This window comes from Dokdonella aquatica, assembly GCF_051987395.1.
Lineage (GTDB): Bacteria > Pseudomonadota > Gammaproteobacteria > Xanthomonadales > Rhodanobacteraceae > Dokdonella.
Genome location: NZ_CP197094.1, coordinates 1,480,329 through 1,496,834, shown reverse-complemented (window position 1 = coordinate 1,496,834; position 16,506 = coordinate 1,480,329). Strand labels below are relative to the sequence as shown.

Sequence of the window (16,506 nt, the reverse complement as noted above, 5' to 3'; positions counted from 1 at the left end):
GTGGGCCCGACCGGCACATGATGGTTTGCGGAGCCCGTGCGAGTCGCGGTGCCGGTGCCGGTGCCGGTGCCGGTGCCGGTGCCGGTGCGGCAGGCCATCACACGCGGAAGCGGCGCGGAAAATGAACCTGACCCCATGTACGCTCCCCGTATGACGTCTGCACACGTGCCGCCGCACACCCCCGAGTCCGTCGATGTGCCCGTCGTGCTGCGTCGCGCCGAGGCGGACGATGTGCCTGCACTCGTTGCGCTCGAGAACCGCGTGTTCACGGCCGACCGCCTCAGCGCGCGGCAGTGGCGCCGGCACGTCGGCAACGCCGGTGCCGCCGTGATCGTCGCGGTACGCGCCGACGCGCTGCTCGGCGCGGCGGTCGTGTTCTTCCGCGTCGGCCTCGACATCGCCAGGCTCTACTCGATCGCGCGCGCGCCCGAGACGCGTGGACTCGGACTCGGCGAACGCCTGCTCGAGGCGGCCGAGGACGCCGCGCGGGTGCGAGGCGCTGCGCGCATGCGCCTCGAGGTGCGCGAGGACAACGTCGCCGCGCAGCAGCTGTACGCACGCCGCGGCTACGCGCCGATCGGGCGACGCGACGGCTACTACGAGGATGGCGCGCACGCGCTGCGCTTCGAGAAGCGGCTCGACGAGGCGATGCCTTCGTCGTAAGCGAGGTCGACGACCACGCAGGGCAGCCTGCCCCTCTGCACCGTTCGGGCGACGCGGCGGCCATCGCGAGAATGGCGAGGATGCACGGCACTTCGAGAAGCGCCCCGAGCTGGCGACGTCGTCTTCGTGAGCGAGGTCGACTGCTGCGTCGGGCGATCCGTACCCAAGCGCCGCTCGTGCATGGGGCACAGGCGACGCCCGCCATTCCCTGTCCATCGGGATCGGCGCCGCGCATCGCATCAAGGGCGGGCACGGGACCATGGCGACGCCTTGCGGCATCATGCGCGGTTTGGAACGAAGGACTCACGCATGAACGACACCGGCAGGCGACGCGCGCTCGTGACCGGCGGCAGCGGCGACATCGGCGGCGCGATCGCGCGCGAGCTCGCCTCGACGGGTTGCCACGTGATCGTGCACGCCCACGCAAACGTCGCGCGCGCCGAGGAGGTCGCTGCGGCGATCCGTGCCGACGGCGGCTCCGCCGAGGCGATCGCGTTCGACGTCACCGACGGCGAGGCCTCGCGCGCGGCACTCGAAGGCCTGCTCGAAGGCGGCGCGATCCAGGTGCTCGTCAACAACGCCGGCATCCACGACGACGCGCCGATGGCCGGCATGACGAGCGCGCAGTGGCGGCGCGTCATCGACGTGTCGCTGCACGGCTTCTTTCACGTCACCCAGCCGCTGCTGCTGCCGATGGCGCGCACGCGCTTCGGCCGCGTCGTCAGCGTGTCGTCGGTGGCCGGCGTGCTCGGCAACCGCGGCCAGACCAACTACGCGGCCGCGAAAGCCGCGCTGCACGGCGCCTCGCGCTCGCTCGCGCGCGAGATGGCCTCGCGAGGCATCACCGTCAACGTCGTCGCGCCGGGCCTCGTCGAAGGCGCGATGCTCGGCTCGACGTTCGATCCCGCCCACGTCAAGGCGATCGTTCCCGCCGGACGTGCCGGCCGCCCCGAGGAAGTCGCCGCGCTGGTCGGCTTCCTGTGCTCGGACGCGGCGAGCTACGTCAACGGCCAGGTCATCGGGGTGAATGGCGGGATGGGGTGAGGGGGCGGGAAAGGCGGACGGCGATCGACACGGCATTCGAGTTCCGAAAGCGCGTGAATCGCCAGCGCTCGGACGAGCGTCAGGTCGAAAGCGAGTCGCCAGGATCGAACCGCCCTCACCTATCGTCATTCCGGCGCAGGCCGGAATCCAGGGCCTTGTGGTGTGCCCACACCTTTGACGGCGACGGCATGTCGATGGGAACGTCGAAGGCACTGGATGACCAGCGCGTTGCGCTGTTGTGAAGCGTCTCCGGCCTGCGCCGGGATGACGGTGCAAAGGCCTGGAAATCCATTGCGACAACCGACCGTCAGAACTCGCTTCCGAAGCGATTTTCCATCGCACGTCGCATCGTGCTTGCGTGGATATCTCGATGGCGAGTCAAAGGCGCTGGATGACCAGCGCGTTGCGCTGTTGTGAAGCACCTCCGGCCTGCGCCGGGATGACGGTGAAATAGCTTTGAGCGGCCGCTGCGACAACCGGGGGCGTCGGTCCTGATCAGGTCACGGATCGATCTCTCCATCGGGAATGCTCGCGCTTTTCGGAATCGCCTTCGGCGGTTCCGCCAAGCGCCCTCACCTGCCGTCATTCCGGCCCGACCAGACGTCGCCGGTCGGCGAGATCGCGCAGCGAAGCGCCCTCCCTACGCCGCCTTCTCGAACAACGGCAGCGGTGCCTCGGGTTCGTTCGGAAGGCCTTCGATCTCGAGACCGGGGCAAGCAGCAGCGGCGCGCGACACGATCGTCGCGGCGAGTTCGCGCATGCGGGCGACGTTGTCGCGCAGGCGCTGGCGCACGCCGGCGTCGTCGAGCGGGTCGGCGAGCGTGGCGTTCATGCGCAGGAACCAGTCGATGCGGCCCTGGTCCCACATGACCGCGTCGCTGCGGCGCGAGCCCTGTTCGTACCAGCGGCGGAAGAACGCCTGCATGTCGAGGTTGAGCTGGCTCGCGGCGAGCAGGTCCTCGCGCAGTTCGCCGAGCAGGGCGACGTCGGCGAGGCGCTCCTGGTAGGTGAGCTGGCAGAGGATGCCCCAGTAGTAGGTGTAGTCCCAGATCACCTTGGTGGCCATGACCTCGGCGTCGCCGAAGATCGCGTACTGGTCGCGGTAGAGGCTCAGCGTGTTCTCGTAGAACGAGAAGTAGAACTGCTCGTACAGGCGCGCGTACGCCGCCAGCGGCTTGCGTGCGCGGTCGAGCGCGACGAGTTCGCAGACGTAGGTGTTGGCGATCGCGATGAAGTCGCTGCCCGGCGAATAGAACGGATCGAGGAACACGCCGGCTTCGCCCGTGATCGCCCAGCGGTCGCCCGAGAACACCTGCTTGCAGCCGTACGAGAAATCACGGAAGAACAGGAAGTCCATGAGCTTGTCGCGGCGCGACTCGCAGTGGCGCGCGACGAGTGGCTGGAACTCGCGCAGCCATTCGAGTGCGCGCTCGAACGTGTTCATCTTCTCGAGCGGATGCATGGTCGCGTCGCAGACGATGCCGACCGAGTGCGCGCCCGAGCCGAGCGGGATCAGCCACACCCAATAGCCGGGGCCACAGAGATGGTTGGTCGAGCGCCAGCGCTCGGGCGGCGTGCAGCGTCCGCCCCAGGCGGCGTCGCCGATCCAGTCGTCGATCGCGAGACGGTCGTCGATGCGGAACCACACCGCGTTGGCGTGATGGCCGTTGTCGGGTTCGGCGAGGTCGAACTTGCGCTTGAGCAGGCCGGCGCGACCCGAGGCGTCGACGACCCAGCGCGCGCGGAAATGCCGCTCGTCACCGTCGACGGTCGCGCGCACGAGGTGTTCATCCTCGCCGCTGCCCATGTCGACGCCGCGCACGACCGCGCCGTCGAGGAAGCTGATGCCGCGTTCGCGCGCGACGTCGCCGAGGTGGTTCTCGAAGATGCCGCGGTCGATCTGCCAGGTCGGCGTCGGCATGACCTGGCTTACGCCGAGTTCGGTGAGGTTCTCGAGATCCTCGCGGCCTTCGCTGAAGAAGAAGCGGAAACCGAACTTGCGGATGTGCTCGGCGTCGAGATGGTCGCGCAGGCCGAGCGTCTCGGCGAAATAGTGCGCGCCGATCTCGACGGTCGACTCGCCGACCTTGTGCGCTGCCGGTGGCAGCGGATGCCGCTTGCGCTCGACCACGACGACATCGATGCCCTCGAAGCGCTGGCGAAGCTGGAGCGCGAGACACAGGCCGGCGAGGCCGCCACCGAGGATCACGACATCGTGGGAGGTAGCGGGCGTCATGCGGTGTCCTTCAGGGGAGATGATCGATGCCGCCGCGCGCTCAGGCGTGCACGCCGAGCAGGGGCGGATCGACGACACACGGCGGCGAGCCATGCGAACGGCGATAGCTCTCGATGATGCGGCCGTAGTGGACGACGCGCCAGATCGTGTACCACGTGATCCGCGTGATATCCATGACGGGTCGGAAATGACTGCGGCGCAGGCCACCGTGGTAGCGCGCGTCGATCGGCACCGAGACCACACCGAGCCCGCATTCGCGCGTCGCGGCGATCAGGATCGCGGCTTCGAACACGAAGCCCTGCTGCAGCAGATCGACGCGCTCGAGCGCGACGCGCGGGTAGTAGCGCTGGCCGCTCTGCGTATCGGCGACCGGCACGCCGCAGCCCCACGAGATGCCCCAGTCGGCGACCGCGTTGGCACGGCGGCGCGCAGTCGGCTGGTTGTCACGCGTGCGCATGCGCGCGCCGATGACGAGATGTTTCGGGAACTGGCGCGCGGCGGCGAGCATGCGCGGGATGTCGGCGGCATCGTGCTGCCCGTCGCCGTCCATCGTGACGACGGCATCGAAGCCGCGGCGCAGCGCCTCGCGGAAACCGTCACGCAGGCTCTCGCCCTTGCCCTGCGGGGTCGCGTGACGGATCAGCGTGACGGGCAGGTCGGCGATGAGCTCGACGGTGCGGTCGGTCGAGCCGTCGTCGATGACGATGACATCGGGCAGCACGGCGAGCGCGGCTTCGACGACGGCACGGATCGCGCGCTCCTCGTTGAGCGCGGGGATCACGATGGCGACGCGGGGCGAATCGGAAGCGTTGGACATGGCGGTCATTCCCTGGCCGTGCGCCGCGGGGGCGCAGCGCGGTGGTGCGGTGTGCGCGACGGCACGCTCATGGACATTCGACGCGCAGCGCGTCGCCCTGCCCGCCCGGCAGGTGCAGCGGACCGGCGAGGTCGCTGACCAGCGCGCACAGGAACGGCAACGCGTGCGCGGCCGTCGGGTTGCCCGCGGCGATCGCCGCGAACGCGGGCGGCAACGCGGGCAGCGTGACGACGCCATCGGGATCGAGGCCGATGCGCAGCCGCGACAGGCCCGAGCCTTCGACGAACGGCGCGAGCACGAGCGCGGTACCGAACAACGGCGTGCTCGGCGACACCTCGGTGAGCGGACCGCGCGACTCGGTGTCGTAGGCGACGAGCAGCACCGGCGTGTCGCCCGACACCGCCTGCACGGCGGCCTCGAGCAGCGCCGCGCCGAAGCTCGCGGTCCAGCCGCTGATCGAGGTGGACGGCCGGTGGCAGCGCGTCGCGATCGTCCAGTAACCGGCCGGCGCGTTGTGCACGGAGTTGTGGAAGCGGATCGGCGACAGTTCGTGCGGCGCGGTTGCGAGCGTCGAGCACATGTAGTCGGTGATCGCGAGGTCGCCGTGGGTCGAGGCGAACACGCTCGGCAACTCGGCGCCTTCGCGGCCAGCCGCCTCGCAGGCCTGGCTCGCGACCTCGCAGGCCAGCAGCACGGGTTCCGGCGCGCGACGACGCTCGGCCGGCGGCAGCAGTCCCGGTGCGGGACGCGCCGGCGCATCGGCGGCGGGAGCGTCGCCGCGACGCAGCCCTGCGCAGGCGGCGTCCCAGTTCGGCCATCCCGGCGCCCAGAAGCCGATGCCTTCGATCTGCAGGTCGAGCAGGGTCATGCGGCCCGCCTTCCGCGCGCGAACGCGAGCGTCGAATTGCTGCCGCCGAAGCCGAACGAGTTGCTGAGCGCGACGCAGACCTCGGCGTTCGCATTGTCGATCGCGATCTGCGGGCCGCAGACCGGATCGAGCTCGGTCGTGCCGAGCAGGCCCGGGACGACACCATGCTCGAGCACGAGCAGGCTCACGACGGCTTCGAGGATGCCGGCCGCGCCGAGCGTGTGGCCGGTCCAGCCCTTGGTCGAACTCGCGCGCACGTGCGCCGGGAACAGCGCCGCGACCACACCGGCCTCGACCTCGTCGTTCTTCGGCGTCGCGGTGCCGTGCAGGTTGATGTAGCCGACGTCGGCCGGCGTGAGGCCTGCACGTGCGAGCGCGTCGGTCATCGCGAGGCGTGCGCCGAGGCCTTCGGGATGCGGCGTCGACATGTGGTGGGCATCGCTCGATTCGCCCCAGCCGACGAGGTGCGGTCGCGTCGCGTCGCCGTCGCGCTCGAGCAAGGCGAAACCCGCCGCCTCGCCGATCGAGATGCCGCGCCGCGCGACGTCGAACGGCCGGCACGGATCGGGGGAGACGAGTTCGAGCGAGTTGAAACCGTAGAGCACGCTGTCGCACAAGGTGTCGACGCCGGCGAGGATCGCCGCATCGACGAGGCCGAGGCGGATCATGCGCTCGGCTTTGGCGAAGATCTTGGCGCTCGACGAACACGCGGTCGCCGTGGTCAGGCACGGGCCGCGCACGCCGAGCAGGTTCCGCAGGAACAGGCCGAGCGAGTGCGGGTTGTGCACTTCGGGGCGCTGCGCCCATGCGGGCATGCGGCCGTCCTCGAGGTCGCGGTAACTCGCCTCGCTCTCGCCGATGCTCGCGGTCGAGGTGCCGAGCAGCAGCGCGACGCGCGAGGCGCCATGGCGTGCGATCGCGGCGCGCGCGGCATCGAGGAAGCCGTCGGCCTGGAGGGCCAGCCAGGCGAGACGGTTGTTGCGGCATTCGTGGGTTGCCAGCGCGTCGGGCAGCGCAGCGTCCTCGACACCGTCGACGCGGCCGATCGCGCACGGCAGCGCGGCCGCGGTGAAGTCGTTCGCACGCAGGCCGCTGCGCCGTTCGCGCAGCGCCGCGAGGTGGGCGTCACGGCCACGGCCCAGCGCGGAGGTCGCGGTGTATGCGGTGACGGCAATCGGATCGATGGGGTCTGGCACGCAGGATCGACGCTTTCGAAGTGGCGGCGAGTATAGCGATCGCCCCGTGGACTGGCTGAACGCCGCGGCGCGGCCTCAGCTTTCCGTACGCGATCCGGCGCGCGATGCCATCACGCGGGCGGCGTGGACCCGCCCGCCGAGGGCGGCGATGCTGCGGCCCGCAGACGTCGGAACACGCGGCCGAACAACCGGAACAGCTTCGGCACGAGCCAGGCGACGAAGGCAAGGAACACGACGAGCAGTACGAGGAAGACCCACGGGTGCTGGATCGCGAGCCAGAGCCCGACCACGAGCAGGCCGTCCTCGCCGAAACTCGCGGTCCAGTTCGAGAACGGCTCGGGCGAACCGTTGAGGAATGCGCGGCCGCCGCTCTTGAACAGGTGCGTGCCGCTCGTCACGAAGCCGCCGAGCAGCGCCGCGGCGACCTGCGCGGCCGGTTCCGACTCGCCCATGGCCCCCCAGGCGAGGAAGGCACCGGCCGGGATGCGCACGAAGGTGTTGAGCGCGTCCCACAGCGAGTCGAACGCGGGTACCTTGTCGGCGAGAAACTCGCCGACCAGCAGCACGCCCGAGGCCACGAGCACCCACGGATGCTCGATCACGGCCAGCGAGGCGGGCAGGTCCAGCACGTCGTAACGGCCGAGCATGCCGACCGCGAACACGGCGGCATACAGGCGGAACCCGCTGGCCCAGGCGAGGCCGGCCGCGAGGGCCCACGACGAGAGTGCGTCCATGGCGCGAGTCTGCGCCATCGGACCGCGCACGTCGACGCGGCCGGCAGCGCTGGCGGCAATGGCGGGCCGATCGGCGGTCATGCGGCGCGGGGCGGCTTTCTGCTAGCGTTGCCGCCACCTTTCCGGCTTTCCGCGGGGCACCGTCATGATGCGCCTGTTCCTGATCGCCCTGACCGTCGGCGGTATCGTCGTGGCATTCCTGACGCACAGCCCCGGCGTGCTCGGACTGTCCCTGCTCGTCGCCTTCATCGGCGCCGTCGGCACGGTGTTCTCGATCGCCGCCGAACGCATCGCCGATCGCGCTCGACCCGATGCGGCGCTTCTCGAGCCCGACGTGATCGCGGCGATCCGCGACCGCGCCCAACGCCAGACCCACGGGACCCCGCCCCAGGGCCGGCCGGCGGCACCGGCAGCGCAGCGTCCCGTGCCGCCGGTACGACCGCCGCAGGGCTGACCCGTCCGCCAGGCCGAGCGACACCGGCCGCGGGCGCGAATCCGTTCATCTTCGGTGGTCACCACGTCGCGCAGACTCCGCGCGTCGCATCGTCGCGACCTCAACCCAAGGGGAACTCCATGGCGATTTCGGTCGAAGCACTCCTCATCATCCTGCTCATCGGCGGCATCGCGGGCTGGCTCGCCGGCCTCATCGTGCGCGGCTTCGGGTTCGGCATCATCGGCAACATCGTCATCGGCATCGTCGGCGCGTTCCTCGCGAGCTGGCTGTTGCCGCAGCTGGGCATCTCGATCGGCGGAGGCATCGTCGGATCGATCCTGCACGCCATGATCGGTGCGGTGATCCTGCTCGTGATCATCGGCCTGATCCGGCGCGTCTGACATCCCCGACGCGGCGCCTCGGGGAGCGAGGCGCCGCGTCCTGCTGCGGGCTGATCCCTGCAGGCAGGCAACATCGCCTCGTCACTCCTCGCTGCCCGCACGGTGATGCGGACGCTCGCGGAACGTCGACTCCGATCCCCGTTCATCCGAAAAAAAAGGCCGGGCATTGCCCGGCCTCGAGGTGCCCCGCGCGGCCTTGCGCCGCGCGGGATCGGGGTGGAGACCCTCACTTCGTGATGTCGACGTCCTTGGTTTCCTTGAGGAAGAACGTGCCGATCACGAACGTGAACAGCGCGACGACGATCGGATACCAGAGGCCGTAGTAGATGTCGCCGGTGAGCAGCACGAGGGCGAAGGCCGTGGTCGGCAGGAAGCCGCCGAACCAGCCGTTGCCGATGTGGTACGGCAGCGACATCGAGGTGTAGCGGATGCGCGTCGGGAACAGCTCGACCAGCCAGGCCGCGATCGGTCCGTACACCATCGTCACGTAGACCACGAGGATGGTCAGCAGCAGCAGGACCATCGGCTTGTTCATCTGCGCGTTGTCGGCCACCTTCGGATAGCCGGCTGCGTCGATCGCCGCCGTGACATCGGCCGACAACTTGGCCTGGGCCGCCTTGGCCTCGTCGGCCGACAGACTGCTCAGCGCCACGCTCTCGATCGTGGTCGCACCGATCTTCACGCTCGCGAGCGTGCCCGCCGGAGCCTTCTCGTTCGTGTACGGCACGCTGCGCCCGTTGAGCAGGTTCTTCACGAGATCGCACGAGTTCGTGAACTTGACGTGGCCCTTGAGCTCGCCCGGCACGAACTGGAACGAGCAGTCTGCCGGATCGGCGACGACCGTGGCCGGCGAGGTCTGTGCCGCGACCTCGAGCGCCGGGTTCGCGTAGTGCGTGAGCGCCTTGAAGATCGGGAAGTAGGTGATCGCCGCGAGCAGGCAGCCGGCCATGATGATCGGCTTGCGGCCGATCTTGTCCGACAGCCAGCCGAAGAAGATGAAGCCGCCCGTCGCGATGGCCAGAGCCGCGGCGATGAACAGGTTCGCCGTGACCGCGTCGACCTTGAGGGTCTGGGTCATGAAGAACAGTGCGTAGAACTGGCCCGCGTACCACACGACGGCCTGGCCGGCGGTCGCGCCGAGCAGCGCGAGCAGCACGATCTTGCCATTGCTCCAGTTGCCGAAGCTCTCGGTCAGCGGCGCCTTGGACTGCTTGCCCTCGGCCTTCATCTGCTGGAACACCGGCGACTCGTTGAGCTTCATGCGGATCCACACGGACACCAGCAGGAGCAGGAACGAGATCAGGAACGGGATGCGCCAGCCCCACTCCTTGAACGCTTCCTCGCCGAGCATCGTGCGCACGCCCAGGATCACGAGCAGCGACAGGAACAGGCCGATCGTCGCGGTGGTCTGGATGAAGCTCGTGTAGAGGCCGCGCTTGCCCATCGGGGCGTGTTCGGCCACGTACGTCGCCGCACCGCCGTACTCGCCGCCGAGCGCGAGGCCCTGCAGGCAGCGCAGCACGACGAGCAGGATCGGCGCCGCGATGCCGATCGTTTCATACGTGGGCAGGATGCCGACGAGGAACGTCGACACGCCCATGAGCACGATCGTGACGAGGAACGTGTACTTGCGCCCGATCAGGTCGCCGAGGCGGCCGAACACGATCGCGCCGAACGGACGCACCGCGAAGCCGGCCGCGAACGTGAGCAGCGCCATGATGAACGCGCTGCCCGACGGGAGCGAGCTGAAGAAGTGCACCGCGATGATCGCCGCGAGCGAGCCGTACAGATAGAAGTCGTACCACTCGAAGACGGTACCGAGGCTCGACGCGAGGATGACGCGCCGGTGGTTCTGGTTGAGCGAGCCCGATGCGGGCGCCGCTCCTGCGGGTGTGCTGGCCATGTGTTCTCCCCTCCTCTTAGAACGAATACTTGGTCGTGAACTGCAGGCGCGTCAGCCTGCCGTCCGTGCCGTTTTCGAGTTCGCGTTCGCCGACCATGAGCTCGGCGCCGACGTCGACCTTCGGGAACGGCGAGTAGAAGACGTTCGCGCGCAGGCTCTGCACGGATTCGGTCACGCCGCCGCCGGTCAGGGCGATCGGGTTGTCGTACTGGCTGCGCGCGTAGATGAGGTTCGAGCGCACCTTCGGCGACCACACATGGCGCCAGCCGACGTAACCCGCGACGCCACCGAGCGCGTCGAGGTCGCCACTCGCATCGATCGCCGTGTCGGCGGTGATGCCGAGGCCGATGTAACGGCTGAAGCCGTTGCCCGCGGTGACCTGGTAACGGATGTCGTCGTTCTTGCCCATGTTGAACTTGCCGCCGACCGTGAGCGCACCGGCCATCTCGGTGCCGTCGATGCCGGCGACCGTCGCCGTGCCCGCACGCTCGACCTTGAGGTTGCGCAGCAGGCCGCCGATGCCGAACGTGCCCCAGTCGCCCTTCCAGCCGTAGCGCAGCGTGAGGTCGGGCATCGCGCCACGATCGGACTGCGTGACCGCGCCGCCGCCGTTCTGGATGTAGGTGACTTCCGGGTTCTCGAGGGCGACCGAGAACGCGCCGTTCGTGTAGCGCACCTGGGCCTGGCGCACGAAGATCACGCCGTCGGTCGGGCCGATGAAGTCGACCGCGTCGGGCAGTGCGCCGACGTCCATGAAGTTCGACCAGGTCTGGCCGGCCAGCCAGTTGTTCCAGTAGGCGTAGGCGTGGCGCAGGGTGACGCCGTAGGTGTTGGTCGCGACCTGGGTGCCGAGCGTGTTGCCGAAGAAGTCCATCTCGACGAAGGCACCGCCCTTGTCGCCGGATTCGGTGACCGTGTCGACGCCGATGCCGAAGCGCGAGAACTTGGCGTGGGCGTCGTAGTCGACGTCCGATGCGCTGCCGCCGACCGGCGTCTGGCTCGGCAGGTACAGCGCGCGGCCGACCGCGCCGTCGGCGAGCTGGCCGTCATGCGCCTTGGTGGCCATGAAGTCGGCCTTGATGAAGCCCGAGTAGCGCAGCGTCGTGCCGGCCGGCGCGTTCGGCGTCAGCGACACGGCCTGGATCGGCTGCTTGCCGGCCGGCACCGCCGCGACGGCGGGTGCGGCCGGTGCCGCGGCCGGCGGCGGTGCGGCGCGCTGGGCGCGCAGTTCGCCGACGAGTTCCTGGACCTGGCGCTCGAGCTCGGCGACGCGCTGTTCGAGCTGTTCGCGGCTGGCGGACTGCGCGGCGGCGACGCCGGGCAGTGCGAGTGCGCACGCGGCGGCGATCGCCGCGAGCCTGAATCTGGTGGTGGTGTGGATCGTCATGGGCCCCTCCCGGTGAATAGGACCGCCGGAGCATCGCGCGTGGCATTCCGCCGCGCCTATTCACCATTGGTCGAGATGCGACCAAAGTCGTAACGGCCCCCTTTGCCGCAAAAGCGCATGGCATGATCTTCGGCGCACGATGATCGATGGACTGTCGGAGATCCCCATGTCGCAGACGCTGCACCCCGTTCCCGCACACGTCGCCGCGCAGGCGCGCATCGACCGCGCGCGCTACGACGCGATGTACGCCGAGTCGATCGCCGACCCGGCCGCGTTCTGGGGACGCATCGGCGAGCGCATCGACTGGATCACGCCGTACACGCAGGTCAAGGACGTGTCCTTCGACGCGAAGGACCTGCACATCCGCTGGTACCACGACGGCACGCTCAACGTGTCCGCCAACTGCCTCGACCGCCACCTCGCCACGCGCGGCGACAAGACCGCGATCATCTGGGAAGGCGACGATCCGGCCGAGTCGCGCCGCATCAGCTACCGCGAGCTGCACGCCGAGGTGTGCAAGGCCGCCAACCTGCTGACCAGCCTCGGCGTGAAGAAGGGCGATCGCGTCGCGATCTACCTGCCGATGATTCCCGAGGCCGCCGTCGCGATGCTCGCGTGCACGCGCATCGGCGCCGTGCACACGATCGTGTTCGCGGGCTTCTCGCCCGACTCGCTCGCGAGCCGCATCGCCGACAGCCAGTGCAAGCTCGTCATCACCGCCGACGAAGGCCTGCGCGGCAAGAAGCGCGTACCACTCAAGGCCAACGTCGACGAGGCGCTCAAGCGCCCGAACACGACGAGTGTCGAGACCGTGCTGGTGGTGAAGCGCACCGGCGGTACGGTCGACATGCAGGTGCCGCGCGATCGCTGGTGGGATGCGCTCGTCGCCGACCAGCCGGCCACGCACGCGCCGGTCGCCTGCGAGGCCGAGCATCCGCTCTTCATCCTCTACACGTCGGGTTCGACCGGCACGCCCAAGGGCGTGCTGCACACGACCGGCGGCTACCTCGTCTATGCGAGCTTCACGCACGAGAGCGTGTTCGACCTGCGCGAGGACGACGTCTACTGGTGCACCGCCGACATCGGCTGGGTCACCGGCCACAGCTACCTCGTCTACGGCCCGCTCGCCAACGGCGCGACCACGGTCATGTTCGAGGGCGTGCCGAACTTCCCCGATTCCTCGCGCTTCTGGCAGGTCGTCGACAAGCACAAGGTCACGCTGTTCTACACCGCACCGACCGCGATCCGTGCGCTCATGCGCGAGGGCGAGGAGCCCGTGCGCAAGACCTCGCGCGCGAGCCTGCGCCTGCTCGGCTCGGTCGGCGAACCGATCAATCCGGAAGCCTGGGAGTGGTACCACCGCGTCGTCGGCGACGGCCGCTGCCCGATCGTGGACACCTGGTGGCAGACCGAGACCGGCGGCATCCTGATCACACCGCTGCCCGGCGCGACCGACCTCAAGCCCGGTTCGGCGACGCGGCCGTTCTTCGGCATCACGCCGCAGATCGTCGACGCCAACGGCACCGTGCTCGAGGGCGCGACCGAGGGCAACCTCGTGCTCACCGATTCGTGGCCGGGCCAGATGCGCACGGTCTACGGCGACCATGCACGCTTCATCGACACGTATTTCCGCACGTATCCGGGCACGTACTTCACCGGCGACGGCGCGCGTCGCGACGAGGACGGCTACTACTGGATCACCGGCCGCGTCGACGACGTCATCAACGTGTCGGGCCACCGCATGGGCACGGCCGAGGTCGAGAGCGCGCTCGTCGCGCATCCGCACGTCGCCGAGGCCGCGGTGGTCGGCTGTCCGCACGACATCAAGGGCCAGGGCATCTACGCCTACGTGACGCTCAAGACCGGTATCGAGCCGACCGAAGCGCTGCGCAAGGAACTCGTCGCGTGGGTGCGCAAGGAGATCGGACCGATCGCCACGCCGGACCACCTGCAGTGGGCGCCGGGCCTGCCGAAGACGCGTTCGGGCAAGATCATGCGGCGCATCCTGCGCAAGATCGCCGAGAACGCGCCCGACCAGCTCGGCGACACCTCGACACTGGCCGATCCGTCGGTCGTGACCAACCTCGTCAACGAGCGCCTCGTGCGCTAGGAGTGCTCGCCGGGAAGGGCTGACCGACCCGGGAGCCAGGGAAGATGCGCGAAGTCCTCATCGCCGACGACCATCCGCTGTTCCGCGACGCGTTGCGGAGGGCCGTGCTGCGTGCACTGCCCGACGCGACCCTGCACGAGGCCGACAGCGTCGCCTCGCTGCAGGTGCTCGCCGATCGCCATCCCGACGCCGAGCTGCTGCTGCTCGACCTGCACATGCCGGGCGCGCGCGGGTTCTCGACGCTCGCCCACGTGCGCGGCCAGCACCCTTCGCTGCCGATCATCGTGGTCTCGGCGCACGAGGAAAGCGCGGTCATGCGACGCGCGATCGCGCATGGCGCGTCGGGCTACATCCCCAAGTCGGTGTCGGTCGACGTCATCGTCGGCGCCGTGCTGAGCGTGCTCGACGGCGACGTCTGGCTGCCGCCCGAGGCCGCCGGCGGCTCCGACACCGCGCTGCCGCCCGACGAGGTCGCGATCGCGGCGCGCATCGCCGAACTCACGCCGCAGCAGTTCCGCGTGCTGTCGATGATCGCCGAAGGCCTGCTCAACAAGCAGATCGCCTACGAGCTCAGCGTGTCCGAGGCGACGGTCAAGGCTCACATGACCGCGATCATGCGCAAGCTCGGCGTGAGCAACCGCACCCAGGTCGCGCTGCTCGCCAACCATCTCGCGGTCGAGCAGGACGCACTCTCAGGCGCCAACGGCGGGCTGCCACCGTCGCACTGAGCGGGAACCATCCCCTCGCGGGACGTTCCATGGCAGCCCACCCCAAGGCCGCCGCCCGCGCATGACCCATCCGATCCTGTTCGCGGCGCGCATGGGCCGCTCGAACCGCCTGAAAGCATGGCGATCGTCCCCGCTTCCGTCGCGCCTGACGGCGCCCGGTGTCACCTTGCTCGTCCTCGCAGGTACTGCGGTCGCCCTCGCCTCGCTGGGCGACGCGTGTACGGCACTCATGGCCCGACTGGCGATCCAGCCGGCACCGTTCGCGTTCGCTGCAGCCCTGCTCGCAGGCATCGCCGCGCTGCGTCGACATCGCCGGCTGCGCGCCGCGCACGCCGTCTCGTGGCTCGGCGTACTGCCGGTTCAGGCGTGGCCGCACCGGCTCGTGCTGGCGGGGCGGGGACTCGTTCCCGTCCTCGGCATCGTGATGGCAGCACCGTTGCTGGTCGCATTCCGTGCCGACGGCGAACGCCCCGTCGCGGCACTCGCGCTCGTGATCGCCTGCGGATGCCTCGGCGCCTTGGCGGGCTGGTGGCAGGGTCGCCGCGATGCACCGCCGCAGCGACTTCGCGACAGGCGCCTGCCGCGACACGGCACGGCGATCGTCCCGGGCCTCGGCGCCCTCGCCCGCTGGCCGCTCGCGCAAGCGGTCGCCGACGGTGATCCGGGCCTTCACACGCGAGTGCTCGGCGCGCTGCTGCTGATGCTGCCGATGGGCACGACCGGAGCGCAGGGACTCGGCGTGCTCGTCGTCGGTGCTAGCGCGCTCGTCGTCGTCGAGACGTCGCGCGCCCTGCTCGCGACCGTGCCGCGCGCCGCACAGTGGCTGCCCTCGGCTCCGCTGGCCGTCTCGCAGTGGGCGTGGCCGCTGTGCCGGCGCGTCGTGCTCGTGCAGGTCATCGCGGGCATGCTCGGCGGTTTCGCCCTGGTCGCGCTGGGCGTCACGCCCGGGCCGGTCGTCGCGGTCGTCGCGACGGCATGGGCGACCTCGGCGTGGCTCGTCGACGCCGCGTTCGCGTGGCGCGACGATTCGCGGCGAGCACGCATGATCCAGTGCGCCGTGCTCGCGACCGTTGCCGTCGCCGCCGCCGTTTCGCCGTGGGCACTCGTCGCACTGTTCGCGCCGGGTGCCGTCCTGCCGTTCGTCCGGAGGAGTCGCGCATGACCGCCCTGCTCGACGTCGACGGCCTCGTCGTGATGCGCGCCGGTCGCGTCGTGCTGCACGGCGTCGACCTTCACCTCGAGGCCGGCGGATGGCTCGCGCTGCTCGGCCCGAACGGCAGCGGCAAGAGCACGCTGCTCGACGCGATCTGCGGTCGCCTGCCCGCGAGTGCGGGGACCATCCGGCTCGACGGCAGTCCGGTGTCGACGACGCACGGCGGCGATCGCGTCGCCCTCGGCCAGGCGGTCGCGGCCGATCGGCTGCCCGACGTGCTGACCGGCGCGCAATGCCTGGCCGTGCACTCGGCCGCACGCGGCGTCGACGCACGCGATGCACGTCTCGAAGCGCTCGCCGAGGCCTTGCGCATCGCGCGCTGGCTCGAGGCGCCCGTCGCGACCTACTCCTACGGCACGCGCCAGAAGCTCGGCGTGTTGCTCGCGCTGGTCGGGTCACCGCGCCTCGTCGTGCTCGACGAGAGCTTCAACGGCCTCGATCCGGCGAGTGCACGCGTGCTCAAGCAGGAATTGCAAGAACGCACGCACGGCGACGGTTGCGCGGTGATCCTCGCCACGCATGCACTGGACATCGTCGAGCGCCACGCCGGCCACGCGATGCTGCTGCACGAGGGGCGCATCGCGGGATCCTGGGATCGCGTGACGCTCGACGCGTTGCACGCGGAACCGGACGGTTTCGAGGCCGCGCTCGCCGCGGCGATCGGCTGAACGGAGGCAGGAGGCGCGACCTGCGTCACGCGACGCCGTTCCGACATCACCAAGCGTTACGTTTCGTGTGACGGAGCGCGTTGCCGCTCCTGGGCAATCCGGCTA

At 69.8% G+C, this 16,506-nt stretch carries 15 protein-coding genes; 8 read left to right on the top strand and 7 right to left on the bottom strand.

Going from position 1 to position 16,506, the window contains the following annotated elements:
- Positions 1-165: 165 nt before the first annotated feature.
- Together ACQQ2N_RS06780 and fabG are read left to right on the top strand one after the other, a co-directional pair.
- The gene (locus ACQQ2N_RS06780) at positions 166-663 is read left to right on the top strand and encodes a GNAT family N-acetyltransferase (RefSeq protein WP_440224939.1); all 498 of its coding nucleotides are present in this window, start codon (positions 166-168) and stop codon (positions 661-663) included.
- A 309-nt stretch (positions 664-972) separates the two neighbouring features.
- A complete protein-coding gene (gene fabG, locus ACQQ2N_RS06775) occupies positions 973-1,707 on the top strand; it encodes a 3-oxoacyl-ACP reductase FabG (RefSeq protein ID WP_440224938.1) in 735 nt (244 codons plus the stop codon).
- Between the two features lie 640 nt (positions 1,708-2,347).
- On the opposite strand, the gene ACQQ2N_RS06770 is transcribed toward fabG, so the two are convergent.
- The 5 genes from ACQQ2N_RS06770 to ACQQ2N_RS06750 form a co-directional block, all read right to left on the bottom strand.
- Positions 2,348-3,943: an NAD(P)/FAD-dependent oxidoreductase gene (locus tag ACQQ2N_RS06770; protein ID WP_440224937.1), complete on the bottom strand. Its 1,596-nt coding sequence runs from the start codon at positions 3,941-3,943 to the stop codon at positions 2,348-2,350.
- A 40-nt stretch (positions 3,944-3,983) separates the two neighbouring features.
- A complete protein-coding gene (locus tag ACQQ2N_RS06765; RefSeq protein ID WP_440224936.1) occupies positions 3,984-4,760 on the bottom strand; it encodes a glycosyltransferase family 2 protein in 777 nt (258 codons plus the stop codon).
- A 67-nt stretch (positions 4,761-4,827) separates the two neighbouring features.
- Entirely contained in the window at positions 4,828-5,622 is a 795-nt protein-coding gene (locus ACQQ2N_RS06760) for a beta-ketoacyl synthase chain length factor (RefSeq protein ID WP_440225719.1), read from the bottom strand.
- Positions 5,623-5,624: 2 nt separating this feature from the next.
- The gene (locus tag ACQQ2N_RS06755) at positions 5,625-6,824 is read right to left on the bottom strand and encodes a beta-ketoacyl-[acyl-carrier-protein] synthase family protein (protein ID WP_440224935.1); all 1,200 of its coding nucleotides are present in this window, start codon (positions 6,822-6,824) and stop codon (positions 5,625-5,627) included.
- Positions 6,825-6,934: 110 nt separating this feature from the next.
- Positions 6,935-7,558, bottom strand: coding sequence for a DUF4126 domain-containing protein (locus ACQQ2N_RS06750; RefSeq protein WP_440224934.1), 624 nt, complete (start codon positions 7,556-7,558; stop codon positions 6,935-6,937).
- 148 nt (positions 7,559-7,706) lie between these two features.
- Here ACQQ2N_RS06750 and ACQQ2N_RS06745 point away from each other — a divergent pair, with 148 nt between their 5' ends.
- On the top strand, positions 7,707-8,012 hold the full coding sequence (locus ACQQ2N_RS06745; protein ID WP_440224933.1) for a hypothetical protein: 306 nt from the start codon (positions 7,707-7,709) through the stop codon (positions 8,010-8,012).
- Positions 8,013-8,131: 119 nt separating this feature from the next.
- The gene (locus ACQQ2N_RS06740; RefSeq protein ID WP_440224932.1) at positions 8,132-8,392 is read left to right on the top strand and encodes a GlsB/YeaQ/YmgE family stress response membrane protein; all 261 of its coding nucleotides are present in this window, start codon (positions 8,132-8,134) and stop codon (positions 8,390-8,392) included.
- A 226-nt stretch (positions 8,393-8,618) separates the two neighbouring features.
- On the opposite strand, the gene ACQQ2N_RS06735 is transcribed toward ACQQ2N_RS06740, so the two are convergent.
- Both ACQQ2N_RS06735 and ACQQ2N_RS06730 read right to left on the bottom strand, forming a co-directional pair.
- Positions 8,619-10,295 carry an MFS transporter gene (locus tag ACQQ2N_RS06735; RefSeq protein ID WP_440224931.1) on the bottom strand — a complete coding sequence of 559 codons (1,677 nt, stop codon included), beginning with the start codon at positions 10,293-10,295 and terminating at the stop codon, positions 8,619-8,621.
- A gap of 16 nt (positions 10,296-10,311) precedes the next feature.
- Positions 10,312-11,682, bottom strand: a complete 1,371-nt coding sequence (locus ACQQ2N_RS06730; RefSeq protein WP_440224930.1) for a DcaP family trimeric outer membrane transporter — start codon at positions 11,680-11,682, stop codon at positions 10,312-10,314.
- A gap of 166 nt (positions 11,683-11,848) precedes the next feature.
- Between ACQQ2N_RS06730 and acs the strand changes: the two genes are divergently transcribed.
- The 4 genes from acs to ACQQ2N_RS06710 all read left to right on the top strand — a co-directional run bounded on the left by acs (position 11,849) and on the right by ACQQ2N_RS06710 (position 16,401).
- Positions 11,849-13,792: an acetate--CoA ligase gene (gene acs / locus ACQQ2N_RS06725; protein WP_440224929.1), complete on the top strand. Its 1,944-nt coding sequence runs from the start codon at positions 11,849-11,851 to the stop codon at positions 13,790-13,792.
- 44 nt (positions 13,793-13,836) lie between these two features.
- Positions 13,837-14,520, top strand: a complete 684-nt coding sequence (locus tag ACQQ2N_RS06720; RefSeq protein ID WP_440224928.1) for a LuxR C-terminal-related transcriptional regulator — start codon at positions 13,837-13,839, stop codon at positions 14,518-14,520.
- A gap of 61 nt (positions 14,521-14,581) precedes the next feature.
- Positions 14,582-15,682 carry a hypothetical protein gene (locus ACQQ2N_RS06715; RefSeq protein WP_440224927.1) on the top strand — a complete coding sequence of 367 codons (1,101 nt, stop codon included), beginning with the start codon at positions 14,582-14,584 and terminating at the stop codon, positions 15,680-15,682.
- Entirely contained in the window at positions 15,679-16,401 is a 723-nt protein-coding gene (locus tag ACQQ2N_RS06710; RefSeq protein WP_440224926.1) for an ATP-binding cassette domain-containing protein, read from the top strand. The genes ACQQ2N_RS06715 and ACQQ2N_RS06710 overlap by 4 nt, the downstream gene beginning before the upstream one ends.
- The last annotated feature ends 105 nt before the right edge of the window (positions 16,402-16,506 follow it).

Coding starts and splice junctions, on each gene's coding strand:
- ACQQ2N_RS06765 (WP_440224936.1), bottom strand. CDS start 4,760: ATGTCCAACGCTTCCGATTCGCCCCGCGTCGCCATCGTGATCCCCGCG.
- ACQQ2N_RS06730 (WP_440224930.1), bottom strand. CDS start 11,682: ATGACGATCCACACCACCACCAGATTCAGGCTCGCGGCGATCGCCGCC.
- ACQQ2N_RS06740 (WP_440224932.1), top strand. CDS start 8,132: ATGGCGATTTCGGTCGAAGCACTCCTCATCATCCTGCTCATCGGCGGC.
- ACQQ2N_RS06735 (WP_440224931.1), bottom strand. CDS start 10,295: ATGGCCAGCACACCCGCAGGAGCGGCGCCCGCATCGGGCTCGCTCAAC.
- ACQQ2N_RS06715 (WP_440224927.1), top strand. CDS start 14,582: ATGACCCATCCGATCCTGTTCGCGGCGCGCATGGGCCGCTCGAACCGC.
- acs (WP_440224929.1), top strand. CDS start 11,849: ATGTCGCAGACGCTGCACCCCGTTCCCGCACACGTCGCCGCGCAGGCG.
- fabG (WP_440224938.1), top strand. CDS start 973: ATGAACGACACCGGCAGGCGACGCGCGCTCGTGACCGGCGGCAGCGGC.
- ACQQ2N_RS06745 (WP_440224933.1), top strand. CDS start 7,707: ATGCGCCTGTTCCTGATCGCCCTGACCGTCGGCGGTATCGTCGTGGCA.
- ACQQ2N_RS06750 (WP_440224934.1), bottom strand. CDS start 7,558: ATGGACGCACTCTCGTCGTGGGCCCTCGCGGCCGGCCTCGCCTGGGCC.
- ACQQ2N_RS06720 (WP_440224928.1), top strand. CDS start 13,837: ATGCGCGAAGTCCTCATCGCCGACGACCATCCGCTGTTCCGCGACGCG.
- ACQQ2N_RS06710 (WP_440224926.1), top strand. CDS start 15,679: ATGACCGCCCTGCTCGACGTCGACGGCCTCGTCGTGATGCGCGCCGGT.
- ACQQ2N_RS06770 (WP_440224937.1), bottom strand. CDS start 3,943: ATGACGCCCGCTACCTCCCACGATGTCGTGATCCTCGGTGGCGGCCTC.